The 18496-nt window shown below is 67.4% G+C and carries 17 protein-coding genes; 12 read left to right on the forward strand and 5 right to left on the reverse strand.

Annotation, left to right across the window (positions count from 1 at the left end; genetic code table 11):
- Positions 1-6 precede the first annotated feature (6 nt).
- The 3 genes from ABTV68_RS12310 (at position 7) to ABTV68_RS12320 (ending at position 4195) form a co-directional block, all read left to right on the forward strand.
- Positions 7-1020: a carbohydrate ABC transporter permease gene (locus ABTV68_RS12310; protein ID WP_433673977.1), complete on the forward strand. Its 1014-nt coding sequence runs from the start codon at positions 7-9 to the stop codon at positions 1018-1020.
- Positions 1017-1898: a carbohydrate ABC transporter permease gene (locus ABTV68_RS12315; RefSeq protein ID WP_433673978.1), complete on the forward strand. Its 882-nt coding sequence runs from the start codon at positions 1017-1019 to the stop codon at positions 1896-1898. The genes ABTV68_RS12310 and ABTV68_RS12315 overlap by 4 nt, the downstream gene beginning before the upstream one ends.
- Before the next feature lie 71 nt (positions 1899-1969).
- Positions 1970-4195: a glycoside hydrolase family 3 N-terminal domain-containing protein gene (locus tag ABTV68_RS12320; protein WP_433677602.1), complete on the forward strand. Its 2226-nt coding sequence runs from the start codon at positions 1970-1972 to the stop codon at positions 4193-4195.
- A gap of 275 nt (positions 4196-4470) precedes the next feature.
- Here the strand turns inward: ABTV68_RS12320 and ABTV68_RS12325 are convergent, their stop codons facing one another.
- Both ABTV68_RS12325 and ABTV68_RS12330 read right to left on the reverse strand, forming a co-directional pair.
- Positions 4471-5070, reverse strand: coding sequence for a hypothetical protein (locus ABTV68_RS12325; protein WP_433673979.1), 600 nt, complete (start codon positions 5068-5070; stop codon positions 4471-4473).
- Positions 5071-5136: 66 nt separating this feature from the next.
- Positions 5137-5598 (reverse strand): Lrp/AsnC family transcriptional regulator, encoded by a 462-nt coding sequence (locus ABTV68_RS12330; protein ID WP_433673980.1) that lies wholly within the window; start codon positions 5596-5598, stop codon positions 5137-5139.
- A 93-nt stretch (positions 5599-5691) separates the two neighbouring features.
- Between ABTV68_RS12330 and ABTV68_RS12335 the strand changes: the two genes are divergently transcribed.
- A complete protein-coding gene (locus tag ABTV68_RS12335; protein ID WP_433673981.1) occupies positions 5692-6135 on the forward strand; it encodes a rhodanese-like domain-containing protein in 444 nt (147 codons plus the stop codon).
- A gap of 49 nt (positions 6136-6184) precedes the next feature.
- Here the strand turns inward: ABTV68_RS12335 and ABTV68_RS12340 are convergent, their stop codons facing one another.
- Entirely contained in the window at positions 6185-6406 is a 222-nt protein-coding gene (locus ABTV68_RS12340; RefSeq protein WP_433673982.1) for a DUF2795 domain-containing protein, read from the reverse strand.
- Complete coding sequence (locus ABTV68_RS12345; RefSeq protein ID WP_433673983.1) at positions 6403-6846, reverse strand: Hsp20/alpha crystallin family protein; 444 nt, start codon at positions 6844-6846, stop codon at positions 6403-6405. The genes ABTV68_RS12340 and ABTV68_RS12345 overlap by 4 nt, the downstream gene beginning before the upstream one ends.
- A gap of 116 nt (positions 6847-6962) precedes the next feature.
- Between ABTV68_RS12345 and ABTV68_RS12350 the strand changes: the two genes are divergently transcribed.
- The 6 genes from ABTV68_RS12350 (at position 6963) to ABTV68_RS12375 (ending at position 15847) form a co-directional block, all read left to right on the forward strand.
- On the forward strand, positions 6963-7271 hold the full coding sequence (locus tag ABTV68_RS12350) for a MerR family transcriptional regulator (RefSeq protein ID WP_433673984.1): 309 nt from the start codon (positions 6963-6965) through the stop codon (positions 7269-7271).
- Between the two features lie 16 nt (positions 7272-7287).
- Positions 7288-7647, forward strand: coding sequence for a hypothetical protein (locus tag ABTV68_RS12355; protein ID WP_433673985.1), 360 nt, complete (start codon positions 7288-7290; stop codon positions 7645-7647).
- 393 nt (positions 7648-8040) lie between these two features.
- On the forward strand, positions 8041-13479 hold the full coding sequence (locus tag ABTV68_RS12360) for an SdrD B-like domain-containing protein (RefSeq protein WP_433673986.1): 5439 nt from the start codon (positions 8041-8043) through the stop codon (positions 13477-13479).
- Positions 13480-13751: 272 nt separating this feature from the next.
- A complete protein-coding gene (gene erm / locus ABTV68_RS12365; RefSeq protein ID WP_433673987.1) occupies positions 13752-14507 on the forward strand; it encodes a 23S ribosomal RNA methyltransferase Erm in 756 nt (251 codons plus the stop codon).
- Between the two features lie 148 nt (positions 14508-14655).
- Positions 14656-15399, forward strand: coding sequence for a siderophore-interacting protein (locus ABTV68_RS12370; protein ID WP_433673988.1), 744 nt, complete (start codon positions 14656-14658; stop codon positions 15397-15399).
- Between the two features lie 40 nt (positions 15400-15439).
- The gene (locus ABTV68_RS12375) at positions 15440-15847 is read left to right on the forward strand and encodes an Imm70 family immunity protein (RefSeq protein WP_433673989.1); all 408 of its coding nucleotides are present in this window, start codon (positions 15440-15442) and stop codon (positions 15845-15847) included.
- 79 nt (positions 15848-15926) lie between these two features.
- Here the strand turns inward: ABTV68_RS12375 and ABTV68_RS12380 are convergent, their stop codons facing one another.
- On the reverse strand, positions 15927-16613 hold the full coding sequence (locus ABTV68_RS12380) for a FadR/GntR family transcriptional regulator (protein WP_433673990.1): 687 nt from the start codon (positions 16611-16613) through the stop codon (positions 15927-15929).
- A gap of 52 nt (positions 16614-16665) precedes the next feature.
- Between ABTV68_RS12380 and ABTV68_RS12385 the strand changes: the two genes are divergently transcribed.
- Positions 16666-17880 carry an MFS transporter gene (locus tag ABTV68_RS12385; protein WP_433673991.1) on the forward strand — a complete coding sequence of 405 codons (1215 nt, stop codon included), beginning with the start codon at positions 16666-16668 and terminating at the stop codon, positions 17878-17880.
- Between the two features lie 68 nt (positions 17881-17948).
- Positions 17949-18335, forward strand: coding sequence for a hypothetical protein (locus ABTV68_RS12390; RefSeq protein WP_433673992.1), 387 nt, complete (start codon positions 17949-17951; stop codon positions 18333-18335).
- Positions 18336-18496: the final 161 nt, after the last annotated feature.

The raw sequence follows: 18496 nt of genomic DNA on the forward strand, positions 1-18496 counted from the left end.
TCGGACATGTCCGTCAGCGAGACCCCTCGGATCGCCGCCGAAGCGGATCTCGCGCAGCTGAGCGGGGACGGCGGCACGCCGTCCCCGCTTCGGCAGCGCCGAGCACCGCGAGGTGCGAACTGGACCCGCACCCTCGAGATCGCGATCCTCGTGGGCCCCGCCCTGGTGATGTTCCTCGGTTTCGTCATCTTCCCCGTGCTGATGGCCGCGTACTACGGCTTCTTCCGGTGGCAGGGCTATGGCGCACCCACTGACTTCGTGGGGCTGCAGAACTACATCACGATCCTCACCGACCCGCCGTTCCTGGAGGCACTCGGCCACAACGGGTTCGTCGTGCTCGCCTCCCTGGTGCTGCAGGGGCCGATCGCCGTCCTGCTCGCGCTGCTGCTGAACCGTCGGATGCGGGGGCAGTCGATCATCCGCGTGCTGATCTTCGTCCCCTACGTGATCGCCGAGGTGGTGGTCGGCACCGGCTTCGGTCTCATGCTGCAGACCAACGGCGCCATCAACGGCCTGCTGGAGAGCATCGGTCTGGGAGGACTGACCCAGGACTGGATCTCGGACCCCTCGATCGCCATCTGGACCCTCATGGGGATCCTGGTCTGGAAGTACGTCGGGTTCGCGGTGATCCTGTTCCTCGCGGGTCTCCAGGGCATTCCGGAGGAGCTCTACGAGGCCGCCTCTCTGGACGGAGCCGGATACTGGCAGACGCACCTGCGCATCACGCTCCCGCTGCTCGCGCCAACGCTGCGCATCTGGGCGTTCCTGTCCATCATCGGAGCGCTCCAGCTGTTCGACCTCGTGTACATCATCTGGGGCCAGTACGTGGCCTCCACGGCGGGCACGTCCACCATGGCGACCTACATGGTGACGAACGGCCGCAACGCCGGCAACTACGGCTACGGCAACGCCGTCGCCGTCGTGATCTTCGTTATCTCCCTGATCGTCGCGCTCGTCTACCAGCGCTACGTTCTGCGTCGCGACACCGCGGGCGCCATCACCGAAGGAAAGAACCGTTGAGCGCCGCCACCGCCACCGCCCTGATCACCACCCGTCCCCGACGCGGACGCGCGAAGGCACCGCTGCCCTGGGGCAGCCCCGTGGTCTACTTCATCGCGCTGATCGTCATCGCCGTGATGCTCGCCCCGGTGCTGTACATCATCGTGGGCGGCTTCCGAAGCAACGCCCAGATCACCGTCGACCCTTCGGGTTGGCCCGCACCGTGGAACCTGGAGAACTACATCACGGTCCTCACCGGCGGACAGTTCTGGCAGCAGGTGGGCAACTCGCTCATCGCTGCCGGAGCGACCGCAGCCGGTGTGGTGGTCCTCGGCTTGATGGCCAGCTACGTCCTCGCGCGGTACCGCTTCCGCGGCCGGGGTGTGCTGTACGCGCTGTTCGCCGCCGGACTGATGTTCCCCATCACCGTCGCCATCACGCCGCTCTACATCGTGATCCGCGACCTCGGTCTGATGAACTCGCTCGCCGGTGTGATCCTCCCGCAGATCGCGTTCGCGCTTCCGACCACGATCATCATCCTGGTGCCGTTCCTGCAGGCGATCCCCGACGAGATCGAGGAGGCCGCTTTCATCGACGGATGCTCCCGCCTCGGCTTCTTCTGGCGCATGGTGCTGCCACTGTCGGTTCCCGGTGTGATCACGGTGAGCATCCTCGCCTTCATTGGCAGCTGGAACAGCTATCTGCTCCCGCTGTTCATCCTGAACAACGAGGCGACATTCACGCTGCCCCTCGGTGTCCAGGCCTTCTCCTCCCAGTACTCCGTCGACACGGCCAAGGTGCTCGCCTTCACGTCGCTGTCCATGATCCCCGCACTGGTGTTCTTCAGCCTGTTCGAGCGACGCATCGTCGGCGGGCTCACCGGCGCAGTGAAAGGTTGACCCCCGTGCCCGTTGTTCCCGCCGCTGTTTCGACGAACCTCTCCGCTCGCGTCGCCGACCTGATCGCGCGGATGACCCCGGACCAGAAGCTCGCCCAGCTCGTGGGCTTCTGGGTGGATCAGGGCGACGAGATCGTCGCACCGCTCGCCAACGAAATGGCGTCGTCGACGCGCTACGAGGAGGCCAGCGCGAACGGCATCGGTCACCTCACGCGGGTCTACGGCACTCGGCCGGTGGACGCCGTCGAGCGCGCCCAGTGGCTGTGGACGGAACAGCAGCGACTGCGTCGCGCGTCCGGTCACGGAATCGGGGCGATCGTGCACGAGGAGGCGCTGACCGGCCTGGCCGCATGGCGCGCCGCCACCTTCCCCACCCCGCTCGCGTGGGGTGCGACCTTCGACCCCGAGCTCGTCGAGCGCATGGCCGCGAACATCGGCGAGACGATGCGGGAGCTCGGTGTGCACCAGGCTCTCGCTCCAGTGCTCGACGTGGTGCGCGATCCCCGATGGGGTCGGGTGGACGAGTGCATCTCCGAGGATCCCTATGTCGTCGGGACGACGGCCACGGCCTATGTGCGCGGGCTGCAGTCCGCCGGGGTCGATGCCACGCTCAAGCACTTCGTCGGGTACTCGGCGTCACAGGCGGGGCGCAACCACGCGCCGGTGCACGCGGGGGCGAGAGAGATCGCCGACGTCTTCCTTCCGCCGTTCGAGATGGCGGTACGCGACGGTGGTGCGCGCTCGGTGATGAACTCGTACACCGACATCGACGGGATTCCCGTGGCAGCCTCCCGCGAGCTGCTCACCGACCTGTTGCGGGACCAGTGGGGATTCGAGGGTGTGGTGGTCTCCGACTACTTCGCCGTCGCCTTCCTGCAGAGCATGCACGCGGTGGCCGGCGACCGCGCGGAGGCCGCCGCCCTCGCGCTTGCCGCCGGAATCGACGTGGAGCTCCCCACCGGCGATGCCTTCGCCGAGCCGCTGGCCGCGGCGGTGGCGGACGGTCGCGTGCCAGCCGAACTCGTGGATGTCGCTCTCGCACGCGTGCTGACCCAGAAGGAGCGACTCGGACTTCTCGATCCGGACGATACCGCTCCCCCGAGCTCCATCGATCTGGATTCGTCGGCGGCCCGCGGGATCGCCCGCGAGCTGGCGGAGAGCTCGCTCATCCTGCTCGCCAACGACGGCGTCCTCCCGCTGCAGCAGCCGCGCCGCATCGCGGTGATCGGTCCGAACGCGGATTCCGACGCCGCGCTCATGGGCTGCTACTCGTTCGCGAATCACGTGCTGGCACACCACCCCGACGTGCCGCTCGGCATCGACATCCCGACCGTCGCCACGGCGCTGGCGGCCGAGTTCACCAGCACCGAGATCGTCTCGGCGCGAGGCTGCGACGTCGAAGGCGAAGACCGGAGCGGGTTCGATGAGGCCGTGACGACGGCCGCGAGCGCGGATGTCGCGATCCTCGTGATGGGCGACCGCGCGGGCCTGTTCGGGCGGGGAACCGTCGGTGAGGGCAACGACGTCGAGAGCCTGGACCTGCCGGGAGTGCAGCGGGAGCTCGTGGAACGGGTGGCGGCGACGGGTGTGCCGGTCGTGCTCGTCCTCGTGACGGGTCGTCCGTATGACCTCTCGTGGGCGCTGGATGAGCCGGGCGCCCCGGCCGCGGTGGTGCAGGCGTTCTTCCCCGGCGAAGAGGGCGGCACGGCGATCGCGAGTGTCCTCTCCGGGCGGACGAACCCGTCGGGGCGTCTTCCGGTCTCCCTGCCGCGGTCCGCCGGGGCGCAGCCGTTCTCGTATCTGCATGCTCCGCTCGCGGGTCCGTCGGAGGTCACCAGCGCCGACAGCACGCCGGTGCGACCGTTCGGGTTCGGACTGAGCTACACGACGTTCGCCCGCGAGGGTCTCGTGGCGCCGAGTCAGGTTCCCACGTCCGGATCGTTCCCGGTGGAGGTGACGGTGACGAACACGGGCGATCGTCCTGGTGTGGAGGTGGTGCAGCTCTACGGACACGATGTGATCGGATCCGTCGTCCGTCCGCGCGCTCAGCTCCTCGGGTACGCACGTGTCTCGCTCGGCGTGGGTGAGTCGGTGCGCGTGAGGTTCCTCGTTCCCACGACGCGCCTCGCGTTCACCGGACGGGATGGTGCCCGCATCGTGGAGCCGGGGCGGGTGCGCCTCTGGGCGGGCGCCTCCGTCGCGGGCGACGAGACGCAGACCACGATCGAGCTGACCGGCCCCGTCCACACCGTCACTTCCGCCGACGCTCGACTGGTGGAGACGACGATCATTCGATGATCGCTCCCGGCGCCGGCCCCGTCCGGCGCCGGGACCGCGCTACACGCGCGGGTGTACCTCGCGAAGTCGTTTCCCGCAAGCCGGTATGCGCCCCTGGGTAGACCTGCCTAGGGTGCAGTCATGAACCCCCCGCACCCTCAGCCCGACCTGCCTCGTCCGTCCCCTCCCGCACACAGCGAACCTGCTGAGCCGACATCGGCCGAGCGCAGCCGGGCGACGAAGCCGATCCCAATCCCCAGCTTTCAGCCTGTCCGCACCACGCGGCGATAGCCCGGTCAGCGTGGTTGCTCGATCGCCGAGGGATCCACAACGTCGATGACGTGGACGCCGTCACCAATGCCGGCGGCCATCCGCCATACCCGGACGGGCTGCCCGATCCCCGGAACCTGTGACTGCAGGATCGCTCGACTGCTCGCCTTCGGCCTGCTCCAACGGCCCCGCAGCTCGGTGCCTTCGTCCAGGAGCACAGTCACCTCGAACGATCCGACCTGTCCGTCCTCCTGTGTGGACACGTCCCGCGAGATCACTCGTGCGTGCTCCACCGCGCGCTTCGGCGCAGTCGACCACAGATCGCGCGCCTCGGCACGGGCACGCCCGTCCCGCACGGCACCGATGTACGCGAGCACCAGCGCGGCCACCAGTCCCGTGATCATCACCGTGAACAGGAGTGAGAACCACGCTCCGGGAGTGGGCTCGGTCCACAGCAGGAAGATCGCGCCGCCCGCGACGAGTGCGGCGATCACCAGCAGCACCGCAAGAGTCACGCGAGCGGGGCCGCCGAGCGGTCGGACGACGGGAAGCACTTCCGGTGCCGATGCCTCGCTTCCGGGCGGGACGAAACGCACCACGTGGCCGGGCAGGAGAATCGATGCCATGGCGGCACCATATGTCATCAGCGCCAAGGCGTCACCCTGCACGAGGTGACCAGCCGGTGACGTCTCTCACCGCGGCGGCAACACCGGCCGTGTGGGCAGCGGGGACGAGTAGGCCACGCTCGTCGTCACGTTCCCCAGGGTCCCGATCCGTCCGCTGATCTGCTCCAGGTGCTTCATGTTCGTGGCGAGGACCTTCATGATGAAGCAGTCATCACCGGTGACGTGATGCGCCTCGACCACCTCGGGGATCTCGGCGAGCAGGGAGTGCAGCGGCTCATAGACACTGCTCGGGTACCGCAACCGGAGGTAGGCGAGGATCGAGTACCCGAGCCGCTCGGGGTCGACGGTGGCGGCATAGCCGGTGATGACCCCGCTCTCCTCCAGACGGCGGAGCCGTTCGGCGGTGGCGCTGTGGCTCATCATGATGCGTCGTGAGAGGTCGGCAACGCTCAGCCGCCCGTTCTCCTGGAGGGCGACGAGGATCGCCGTATCGACGTTGTCGGGCTCAAAAGGGGAAGCAACGGCCATGACAGCAGATTGCCACGAAAATCCCGTTGCATCCCGCGATCTACCGTGATTCGGGCCTGGATTCGGCTCTGGCGCGCGAATAGCGTGGGCGGCATGACCACAACCGCTGTATCCCAGGACGTTCTCGTCGCTCACTTCGCAGGCAAGCTCGCGTTCGAGACGGACCCGTCCGATGTCCGCGCCGACCAGCAGACCGGCACCACGTTCGTCCTCGTCGACTCGCGGGGCGACCAGGCGTGGGCCCAGGGCCGCATCACCGGTGCCGTCCACCTACCCACGGCGCAGATCGCCGCCCGGGCGCAGACCGAGATCCCCCTCGACGTTCCGGTCGTCGTCTACTGCTGGGGTCCCGGCTGCAACGGCTCGACCCGTGCCGCCCTCGAGTTCGCGAAGCTGGGCTACCAGGTGCGCGAGATGATCGGCGGCTATGAGTACTGGGTGCGCGAGGGATATCCGGCCGAGGACGATCGAGGCGCGCTGGCATCAGCCATCGACCCGCTGACGGCTCCGCGGGGTGCGCTCAGCTGCGACTGCTGAGCGCGAGACGGAGCCCGGGGACGGCCCCGGGCTCCGTCTCGTTTCGGCGTCACACCAGCACGGGTTCGCGCGGAACACCGATCGTGCGTGATGCCAGTGCACGGCGCACCTGCCAACCGGCGCTGTAGGTACGATTCGGCAGGCTCCGGATCAGCTCTCGATCCCGTTCGGCGAGCGCCTCGCGGGCAGCCTCACGCAGAAGATCGTCCTTCGTCGCCGGGTACTCCATGTCTCGCAGGAAGCGATCGATCGCGAACGGGACCATGATCATCCCTCCTCTGCGCCGACGGCCGCGCTGATCTCCGGACGCTGTCGCGGACCCTGAACCGTGATGCGGCGAGCTCGAGCGCGCTCGCTGACCGGGATGATCACCGACAGCACACCGTTGTCGTAGGACGCGCTGATCCCGTCGAGATCGACTCCGTCCCCGAGCGCGAACTGGCGGAGGAAGGACCCCGCATCTCGCTCTCGCGAAAACCAGCGGACGCCTTCCGGCGATCCCATCGTGCGCTGAGCCCGGATCGAGAGCTGACCGCCATCGACATCCACGTCGATCGATCCCGGATCCATTCCGGGTAGATCCGCATGGAGGATGTAGCGATCGCCATCGCGGTACAGATCCACGGGCATGCGCCGCGGTCCGCGGGGAGACTCGAGCACGCTGGCCGCGAGCCGATCCAGCTGACTGAGGGTGTCGAAGGTGAGTGCCATTGTTGTTCTCCTTTCTTGCGGCCCGACTGGGCTGTGGTATCGATGCAGGTTATCTGCATCGGATGATGTAGATTTTTTATAGATCAGATCCGCAAAAATTTCAACCGGGAGGAACAATGACCGGTCGTGATGGCACGACCCCGGTGTACGGCATCGCGGTCGCCGCTCAACTCGTCGACATGAACGAGGCGAGCCTGCGGCTGTTCGAACGCCACGGCATCCTCACCCCCGCGCGCAGCGACGGCGGGACCCGCCGATACAGCGACGACGACATTGCGCGCCTCCGCCGCGTGAGCCGGCTGCGTGACGAGGGCATGAACCTCGCCGGCATCGGCCGCGTCCTCGATCTGGAGGACGAGAATCAGGTCCTGCGAGATGAGCTCGAAGCAGAGCGCACGGATCGCGCAAGCCGGCCGGAACGGTGATGCGTAGACTCCGCACATGCTGATCGTCGTCTCCGGTACCCACGCCAGCGGCAAGAGCACCCTGATCTCAGACTTCGCCCTCCACCATCCGGAGGCCGCGGTCGGCGGCGACGTGTTCGATCTGGTCGCGCAGGACGACGACCATGCCAGTGCGCGGATGTTCGCGACGCAGTTGCGAGTCGCGGCCGATCGGATCCTGGCCACCCCTGCCGGTGAGCTGACCATCCTCGAGCGCGGCCCCTTGACTTCCTGGCCTATCTCCTCGCTGTCGAACAGAGGGGACGTGATGGGATCCGGCACCGTCCTCGAGCTCAGCGGCACGCCGGAGATGCGCGCTATGGCGTTGGAGAGCGCAATGGCCCATCTCGCGCGGTGAACTGCCAATCACGCATCACTGCGGTGCCAGCGCGGCAACCTGTGCGGCGCGAAACATGACCCCTGTTCTGGGGTCATTTCGACCTTTTCCCGTCCAGCACGAACGTTTGCCCTGCTGCCGACGGGGGCAAACGAACGAACGGTAAAGCCCCGTGAGGGCTGAAATTTACGGGCTTCACAGACCACGACGACCCGACGGTGACCGTAGACCGTGAAGCGCCCGCCCCACGTCTGTGAATTCTGGGTGCTGACTGACCGATTCCTCTCAGGCCGCTGTGCAGATAAGTTCAAAGTGCTGACCAACCCCCGGTTCAGCTGCCCGCGCGCCCGGGTTCCCCGTCAGGCGCGGTGCACTCTGCGTGCGCGGAAACGCGCAATCGAACAGGAGTGATCTGTGAGAAGGCTCATCGCAGGAGGTGCGGTCGGTGCTCTGGCCGCCACTCTGCTGACCGTGGGAGGGGTGAGCCCCGCCGTCGCTGCGACGGGCGACGGCACCATCTCTGTCACGGTCGTCCAGGATACGAACGTCAATAAGAGACACGATCCCGCCGATGTCCCACTCGACAACGTCGAGGTGCGCATCACGGATGCCGCGGGTGACTCGCTGACCGTGCGCACCGACGCCACCGGGGTGGCCACACTCGCCGCGGCTGAGAACACCCTTGCGGGCGGCCGCTACCGCGTCGAGGTCACCAACCCGAACGTCTTCCGGTTCTCCGAGGCCCAGGTCGCGGACGACCACGCAGACGCTGCAAGTCTCGACCCGGCGGTCTCGTTCGTAGACGTGCGGGATGGCGCGGATGCAAACGTGGCAGTGGGTTACGTCGACTACTCCACGCTGGGCGTCGACGGTGCACGGATCTTCTCGGCCGTTCAGCCCGACGACGCCGGTGCCGGCGGTACCGGCACCGGCGTCTACAACGTGAAGTACGACCTCAGTGGTGGGGTTAATGCGCTGACCGACCGCAGCGAGCTCGGCGCCGTGTACGGCATCGGCATCGACACTGAAACGGCGGAGCTCTACGTCGGCGCATACGCAAAGCGCGGATCGCTGTACGGCCCCGCAGGCGCTGGTGGCATCTACCGTGTGAACAGCGCGACCGGCGCCTGGGAGACCTACGCCGTCGTCGCCGACGCCGGCGACACGGAGCACGTCATGGAGCCCGCCGGCAGCCCGTACGTGCAGCAGGACTACGCGTTCCGCACGGCAGTCGGACGTGAGTCGCTCGGTGACGTCGAGGTGTCCGAGGACAACAAGTTCCTCACCACCGTGAACCTCAACACCAAGTCCCTTGTCGTGTTCCCCGTGCAGGAGGCGCTGGACCCGGCGCCGATCCAGACGCTCGCCGTGGCAGCGCCCGAGGACTGCGTCAGTGACTGGCAGCCGATGGGCCTCGCCGAGCGCGGCAGCAGCCTGTTCGTCGGCGCGGTCTGTGGTAGCGACCTGCGGGCATTCGTGCTGGAGTACGAGCGCGCCGCCGACGGCACGCTGGGAAGCTCCCCCGTCAAGACGATGTCGGGTGACGTGACCGAGACGACGCCGCGCGCTGGAGAGGCCGGCCCCGGTATCGGTTTCGGCCTTCACCTCCACGTTGACTGCGTCCCGGTCGACTGGCGTGTGTGGACCGATGAGGTGCCGCAGGCCTGCGTCGACAACGGCCGGACCGTTCCCAGCACCGCCCCCGGTGTGCAGTTCGTGGTCCCGCAGCCCATGCTCGGCGACATCGAGTTCCTCGAAGACGGTCGGATGGTCCTGAGCTTCCGCGACCGCGGTGGTGACCAGTACGGCCTGGCGCTGTACATCGGCCAGAAGTCGACCGATGTCCCTTCCTATGCGGCTCTCGTCGCTACGGGTGACATCGTGACGATTCCGAGCGGAGCGACATCGCTGGACTTCGCGACTGCGACGAACAACTTCGACGACAACGGCGGCGGGCACAACCAGGCTGCATACTCGGGTATCACGCACGTTTCCGGCAGTGACACGATCGTTGGCAACATGGTCGACGCGAACAACACCTGGGGCACGAACGGTCTGCGCGCCTGGGATGCCGAGACTGGCGAGTACCGCGGAGGCAACATCGTCACCGTCGACTTCAGCAAGGGAATGGGTCTTGCCGACGTCGAGTCGTTGGTGTTGGAGCAGTCGCAGCAGATCGGCAACCGGATCTGGTCCGACCTCAACCAGGATGGGATCCAGAACCCGAATGAGGGTGGCATCGCCGGCGTCCAGGTGAGCCTGTACGACGCCGACGGCGAGGTCATCGCCACCACGGAGACGGATGCGAACGGTGAGTACTGGTTCGACACCGCAGATGGCGTTCTCCCCCGCACGTCGTACGAAGTGCGTCTGGATCGCGCGGCCGACTTCGAGGCCGGTGGACCGCTGGCCGGTTACACGCCGACCGAGGCGAACCGCGGCTTCAACCGGGGCGTTGACAGCAACGGCGAGGTGAACGACGCAGGCGTGGTGATCGCCGACGTGACCACCCCCGCCGCGGGTATCAACGATCACTCGATCGACTTCGGTTTCGTGCCGACGCTGGTATCGGTGGGCGACTACGTCTGGTTCGACGCGGATCGCGACGGCATCCAGGACTCCGGCGAGACCCCCATCGAGGGTGTCGAGGTGATCATCTTCGACCGCAACGGTGTCGAAGTTGCACGCACTACGACCGACGCGAACGGTTTCTACGCGTTCGGCGATCTGGTGGCCAGCAGTGAGTACACGATCGAGTTCCCCACCACCGTTGAGGTGGATGGTGAGCAGGTTCCGCTCACGCGCGCCAACCAGGGAAGCGACGACGGGCAGGATTCCGACGCTGACCCGGCAACGGGCCGCGTGACCTTCACGACGACCGCCGACGGTGACAACTCCATCCTTCCGGGTGAGGTTGACCTGCCGACGATCGACGCCGGCTACACCAAGCCGATCCTCGTCTCGATGGGCACCTACGTCTGGTTCGACGCGAACAGCAACGGCGTACGCGACGCGGGCGAGGCACCCATCGCGGGCATCGAGGTCATCCTCTACGACGCGAACGGTGTCGAGGTTGCTCGCACCACGACGGATTCGAACGGGTTCTACGCGTTCGGTGACCTGGTCGCTGGTGCGGAGTACTCGGTTCAGTTCCCGACCACTGCTGAGGTGGACGGCAAGCAGATTCCGCTGACTCGTCCGGGTCAGGGCACGGACGGCACGAAGGACTCGAACGCTGACCCTGAGACGGGTCGCGCGACGTTCACCGCTCCGGCGGACGGCGAGAACTCGACCCTTCCGGGCGAGGTCGACCTGCCCGGAGTCGACGCCGGCTACGCGGTTCCCGTCACTGACACGCCGGTGTCGGTGGGTGACTACCTCTGGATCGATGCAGACCGTGACGGTATCCAGGACTCCGGTGAGAATCCGGTGGCGGGTGCCGAGGTGATCCTCTACGACGCCGAGGGTGTCGAGGTCGCTCGCACCACGACGGACTCGAACGGGTTCTACGCCTTCGGTGACCTCGACGCGTCAACCGAGTATTCGATCGCGTTCCCGACCACGGTCACCGTGGGCGGTGCGGAGTACCCGCTGACGCGCCCGCGTGCCGGCTCGGATCGTGGTGCCGACTCGAACCCGGGCGCGGATGGGCGGTACACGTTCACCTCCCCCGCAACGGGTGACAACTCGACCGCTCCGGGCGAGGCCGACGACCCCACCATCGACGCGGGTTACGCTCCGCTGCCCACCGAGGAACTGGTTTCGATCGGTGATTACCTGTGGCTGGATGCGGACCGTGATGGTGTCCAGGACTCCGGTGAGAAGCCGGTGGCTGGTGCCGAGGTCATCCTGTACGACGCCGAGGGTGTCGAGGTTGCTCGTACGACGACGGATGAGGACGGGTACTACGCGTTCCCGGATCTGACGCCGGGTGCGGACTACTCGATTCAGTTCCCGACCACGGTGACCGTGGGTGGCAAGGAGTACCCGCTGACCAAGCCCGGTGCCGGTTCGGACCGTGGTGCGGACTCGAACCCGGGTGCGGATGGCAAGTTCGCGTTCACTGCTCCGACGTCGGGTGACAACTCGACCGCTCCGGGTGAGGCTGACGACCCCACGATCGACGCGGGCTACGCTCCGCCGGTTCCGGCACAGCCGGTCTCCGTCGGTGACTATGTCTGGATCGATGCAGACCGTGACGGCATTCAGGACGCGGGCGAGAAGCCGGTTCCGGGTGTCGAGGTCACCCTGTACGACGCGGACGGCGTCGAAGTTGCACGTACCACGACCGACGAGAACGGGTTCTATGTGTTCCCGGATCTGACGCCGGACGCGGACTACAGCATCGGCTTCCCGACCACCGTCGAGGTCAACGGCACCACGGTTCCGCTCACGAGCGCGAACCAGGGTGGTGACGACGCGAAGGACTCCGACGCCGACCCGACCACGGGCCGGGTAGAGTTCCGTACCCCCGCGTCGGGTGAGAACTCGACCGCTCCGGGTGAGGCGGACCTGCCGACGATCGACGCCGGTTACGCTCCTGCGGTCGCGCCGGTGCCGGTGTCGGTTGGTGACTACGTGTGGGTTGATGCTGACCGTGATGGCATCCAGGACAAGGGTGAGAAGCCTCTTCCGGGTGTTGAGGTGAAGCTGTTCGATGCGGACGGCAACCTGGTCGGTACGACGAAGACGGATGAGGACGGGTACTACGTGTTCACCGATCTGACTCCGGGTGCGGAGTACACGGTGCAGTTCCCGACGACGGTCACGGTTGGTGGGGTTGAGTACCCGCTGACCACGCCGGGAGCCGGCAGCGATCGTGGTGCGGACTCGAACCCGGGTGCGGACGGGAAGTACACGTTCAACGCGCCGACGTCGGGTGACAACTCGGCTGAGCCGGGCCAGGCGGATGACCCCACGATCGATGCCGGGTATGTGATCCCGTCGGTGTCGGTGGGTGACTTCGTGTGGCTGGACACGGATCGTGATGGTGTGCAGGATGCGGGCGAGCCCGGCATCCCGGGTGTCACCCTCACGTTGACGGGTCCGGATGGCAAGCCGGTCACCGACGTGTTCGGTAACCCGGTGGGTCCGGTCACGACCGACAAGGATGGCAAGTACTCGTTCGAGAACCTGCCGGTGCTGGCCCCGGGTCAGGAGTACACGGTCACGGTGACCCCGCCGGCCGGGTACCTGCCCACGCTGCCGGGTGTGGGTGAGCCGGGAACGGACTCGTCCACGGGTTCCGCGTCGTCGGGTGACCTGACCACGGATGGTGCGCGTGATGACACCCTGGACTTCGGGTTCTACCCGAACCTGGTGTCGATCGGTGACTACGTGTGGCTGGACGCGGACGGTGACGGTGTTCAGGACCCGGGCGAGAAGCCTCTCCCGGGTGTTGAGGTGAAGCTGTTCGACAAGGACGGCAACCTGGTCGCCACGACCACCACCGACGAGAACGGCTTCTACGTCTTCACGGACCTGAAGCCGGGTACCGACTACTTCCTCGAGTTCCCGACCACTGTCACGGTGGACGGCGTGGAACACTTCCTGACCCGCCCGGGCCAGGGAACCGACGGTACCGACTCGAACGCTGACCCCGCGACCGGACGCGTCCCGGTCACCACGCCGAAGACCGGGAACAACTCCGCCCTGCCGGGCGAGGTCGATGACCCGACCTACGACGTGGGTTACGCGCTCATCCCGGTCGTCACCCCGACCCCGACGCCGACGCCGAGTGCGCTGCCGTCGACCGGTCTCGGTGACATGACCCCGCTCGCGGGCCTCGCGGCCCTGCTGCTCCTCGCCGGTGCGGGTGCGTTCATCGCACGCCGCCGCACCAGCCAGCAGTAACCCGAGCAACACAAAGGCGGGCCCGTCGCGAAAGCGACGGGCCCGCCCTCGTATGCCAGACTCTTCTGCATGGGTACATTGATCTGGAGCGCGCAGTACGGCGCGCCCTCTGCCATGATTCGTCAGCGCCGCGCCTGACGGCGCGCTGACGCTCACTTCGCGCGCCGTCTCCGGTAGTCCTCGCACCCGGAGGCGCGGTTTCTGTACGCTCTCTTGCGGTCGGCGTTCGCCGACGCCCGCCTCGGGTGCTCCTCATCTCTCTGGAGCGACCCATGCGATCCCTGCACGGCGGCCGACACGAACTCGGCCAGAACTTCCTCATCCACACGCCTACGGTTCGGCTCATCCGCGACCTGGTCGACCGAACCGAGGGCACGATTCTCGAGCTCGGTGCCGGCGACGGCGCGCTCACCGCGGAGCTCCTTACCCTTCGACGCCCTCTCACGGCGGTGGAGATCGACGAACACCGCGCTCGCCGACTCCACGACCGATTCCCCCGCGCGCGGGTGATTCACGGCGATGCCCTGCGCATCCGCTACCACCATGCCGTGGTCGTCGGCAACATCCCCTTCCACATCACCACGCCCGTGCTTCGGCGACTCCTGACGAGCGACGGCTGGCACCGCGCGATTCTGCTGACGCAATGGGAAGTCGCACGCAAACGCGCGGGGGTCGGGGGCGCCACCATGATGACGGCGCAGACGGCTCCCTGGTTCGCGTTCGAGCTGCACGGCCGCGTTCCGGCCCATCGGTTCCGTCCGATCCCGTCCGTCGACGGTGGGATCCTCTCCGTCACCCGTCGGGGTGATCCGCTGGTCCCGGTGGCGGAGCGCGCGCCGTACGAGCGGTTCGTTCGTGAGGTGTTCACCGGCCGCGGCCACGGTATCGAGCGAATTCTGCGAGCACGGGAGCGCGCCTCCGGTGTGCGTGCCGCCGTGAATGCGGCGAGCATCGATCCGCAGGCGCTCCCCCGTGACCTCACTCCTCGGCAATGGGCCGCCCTCTGGACACGGCTGCGGCAGGGGTGAGATCGCATGCGTGGTACAGGTTCAGCAAAGTAAGGGTTGCCTTACCTAATCTCCGCGACTAGGGTGAACCTCGACCTCTGCCCCCTCAGACGCACCAGCGTGCCCTCCGGTGCGCCTGAGGCAACCCCACGAAGACAGGAGCACACCGATGCCTCACGGATTCGACGGAGCGGTACTCCGCGTCCTCGGCGCGAAAGAGCACGCCCTCACGGTGCGCGGCGTCACCCGACTCGCCCCGCACTTCACGCGGGTGCACTTCGACGCGCCCACACTGTTCCAGCAGGCCACAGACTCCCCCGCGGCGTGGATCCGGCTCTGGATCGAGGATCCGATGACCGGCGTCGACTTCCAACGCGCCTACACGATCGCAGCGGCGGACGTTTCCGAAGCTCGCCTTGAGGTGGACTTCCTGCTGCACGAGCCGGCGGGCCCTGCGTCGGCATGGGCGTCGTCTGCGAGCGCGGGGGATCGGGTCGTCGCCCAGTCGCTGGGGTCCACCTCGTTCACACCAGCGCCTGACACGTCGGGGCTGGTGCTGATCGGCGACGCGGCAGGGGTGCCGGCGATCAACTCGATCCTCCGCTCGCTTGACCCGCAGATGGAGGTTCGCGTGCTGCTGGAGCGCTCGCACGAGGAGGACGAGCTGATCCCGCTCGCCTCGCATCCGGGTGCTGTGGTGAGCTGGGTCCCGCGTGATGGATCGGGGTCGCTTGCCCTGGCGGCAGCGGAGATCCTGTCTCCGGGCACGCAGGTGTGGGCTGTTGGAGAGACGGGTTCTCTGAAAGCGCTGCGTCCGGCGGTGAAGGAGCGAGCCGCGGGTAACCGGAAGTCGATTCACGTCCAGGCGTACTGGATCGAGGGCCGAGCGATGGGCAAGGAGCGGCGCGTCTGATGCGGGAGTGGGTTCTGCGCGATCAGCTACGCTGATGCGCGTGCTCAGCTTCCGCGTCGGGCCGATCGCCTATCCGGTCGGTACCGCCTCGTTCCTCGGTTCGTTCTTCGACACCATCACGGTGCGGCTCGAGGGCGGCCGGCGCGGTCGCGACTTCCCCGCCCTCGCGGTCCTCTTCTCGTCGGGCGAGCTGGCTCCCGAAGACGCGGCGCGCGCCCGCAACGAGCTCGCGGATGTCGCCACGCGACTGCAGGCGCTCCCGGTCGCCGACGTCGTATGGGACGCTGAACGCCCGGAGCAGGCCCCTCCCTGGGGTGACGACATCGCCGACACCATTCGCAACCTCCGCGACTACCACGTCACCGCGGATGGTCGTTCCCTGATCGGCGTTCTGGACGAGGCTCTCGCCACCTCAGTGACGATCCAACGACCGCTGCGCCTGCAGTAGACGCACTCCGGCCGACGCAACCGGCGACCGACCTCCACACCGCAGCCGCGTGCCCGCAGCGCGATCGGATGCCAGGCCATTAGAGCGTTGCCGCCCCCTGACGCTCATCGAGATCCCAGCGCTCGGTCGCCGCCAGATTCGCGGCCGCACTCGCGCTGGCCGCGTCGGGGTCGCGTCGGATGATCGCCTCGAGAACCTCCTCGTGCCCGCGCGGGTCATCCATCTGGAAGCCGGAACGGCGGATCGCCGCCTCAACCGACTCCTGCAGTCGGGGCAGCAGAGCGGCGTAGACCTCGAACAGGATCGGGTTGTGGGCTGCGCGAGCGACGGTCTCGTGGAAAAACGCGTCGGAGGAGGCCCAGTCGTCGGGATGCGATCGCGCGCGCTGCGCCAGCGCCGTTTCAATGAGGGAGATGTCGTCCGCCGTCGCGCGGACCGCCGCTAGCCGCGCCAGCTGCGGTTCGATGGCGGCGCGGGCCTCCAGCACGTCCGCGAGCGTGCCGCCGGAGCGCGCGAGAGCGCCCGGTACCTCACTGCGCGCGTTGACGAATGTCCCGTCCCCGCGTCGGATGTCCAGCATCCCGCTGTACTGCAGCGCGCGCAGCGCTTCGCGCAGCGTGCCGCGAGCGACGCCAAGACTCTCCATCAGCTCGGGTTCCGGCGGGATGCGCTCGCCCACCGGCCAGCGCCCCTCCACGATCTCGGTGCGAAGTCGCTCGACGACCTGATCGCTCAACGAGCTCTGGCGAACCGGGGTAAGGGTCATGCATGCAATGATAGTACGGCTCAATGATTAGACGTTAGACGTTTGGATGAATATGACCGATGCTGCTGTATCCGCACCGAGCCGGAGCCGGCTGACCTTCATGGTCGTGGCTCTGGTCCTGGTCGCCCTCAATCTGCGACTGGCGATCACGAGCACGTCCGCGCTCCTCACCGCGCTGACACAGAGCGGTGCGCTCACCGACATCACCGTCGTGATCGTGCCCGCCGTTCCTACCGCCGTCTTCGCCATCGCGGGTCTGAGCACGGCGTGGCTGTCGGCGCGTCTCGGCGTGGAGCGAACCATCGGGCTCGGGATGGTCCTCCTCACCGCTGGGTTGTTGGTTCGCGCGATCCCGTCGCCCTGGATCGTTGTGGCAGGAACCGTGATCGCCACCTCCGGACTTGCGGTCGTCAACATCCTGCTGCCGGCCGTCGTCCGCGCGCACTTCGGTCGTCGCATCGGGCCCGTCACGACGGTCTACTCCACAGCCATGTCGATCGGTGCCGCGCTCGCCGCCGCTGTAGCCGTTCCGATCGCGACAGCCGTCGGCAGTCCTTCGATCGGCCTGGCCGTGTGGGCCGCGCCCGCAGTCGTTGCGATGGCCGTGTGGGCGTTCGCCATGCCGCTCGGCTCGTCGCGCTCGGCAGCGGAAGCACCCATCTCCGCGAAGGTCGCCGAATCTCGTCGGCCCCTACCCCACGGAACCTGGCTGCTCGCAGGGTTCTTCGCGACGCAGTCGCTGCTCAGCTACATCCTCATGGGCTGGCTGCCGAGCATCGCCACCGGTTCCGGAATCTCCGCGGAACGCGCCGGTATTCTGCTCGGCGTCATGATGGCGGTCGGCGCCCCGGCCACAGTTCTCGTCGTCCCGCTCACCCGCACACGGGCACGGATGCGTGCGGGATTCACGCTGATCGCCGCGGCCACGATCGTCGGCGTCGCCGGTCTGACGTTCGCGCCGACCGCGCTGCCCGAGGTGTGGGCCGCCTGCCTCGGCCTCGGCATGTGCGCTTTCCCGTTCGCTCTTGTGCTGATCGCCGGACTCGGCCGCGATGCGGCGGATTCCGCGCGGGCATCGAGCGTGATCCAGTCCGTCGGCTACACGGTCGCCACGATCGGACCGCTCGCCGCCGGCGCGATCCACCAGGTCACCGGCTCGTGGACCCTCGTCCTGGGGGTTCTCGCGGCGGGTGCCCTGGTACAGCTCGCGCTCGGTCTCCTGCTCACGCGCAGCCACGGCTCTCGAGCGACGGTGCGGACAAGCTGAGGTATCGCTGCGCTGCTGGCATGGCATCATGGCGAGGGCGTGGTCCCGCCAACCTCAGGAGGTGATCCATGGATACGCCGTCACCAGAACGACTGGACGAGAATGCCCGGGCTCTCCTCACGGCCGCGTGTCACCATCTCGGACCGCAGGGCCAGATCCTGATGCAACAGGCGCGACGCGCGCGGGTCGTGGCGTCGTCGCCGACGATGATCGATGTGGACGTCCCGACCACGGAGCCCCTCCTCGATCTCCCCGACGGCCCGATTGCCGGACGACTTCTCGTCGTCACCGCCGACGAACTCTCGGGCGAGATTCTTATCTGGGTGCGCTCGGGACGACTCATCGGTCTGGAGCAGGCTTGGTACACGGATTCTGCTCCGGCCGGATGGCCTCAGCCGTCACAGCTTGAGTGGACCCACCAGAACCGACCGACGAGCGGGGACGATGCGAGGTGAGTGCGCACCCTCCCAGTCGCGCCGTCTCGGAGCGGGACCGCGCGCGGAGGGATCGATGGCGATGACAACCAGGGAGCCGGTGCCGGCCGCGAACTGCCGCTAATCGCCAGGCTCGTCGGAGGTCGAGTCCTGAGCATCCACGTACCGTGACGAGGGACTTG

Origin of the sequence: Microbacterium gorillae, from assembly GCF_050990725.1 — a bacterium.
In the GTDB taxonomy this organism is placed as follows: domain Bacteria; phylum Actinomycetota; class Actinomycetes; order Actinomycetales; family Microbacteriaceae; genus Microbacterium; species Microbacterium gorillae_A.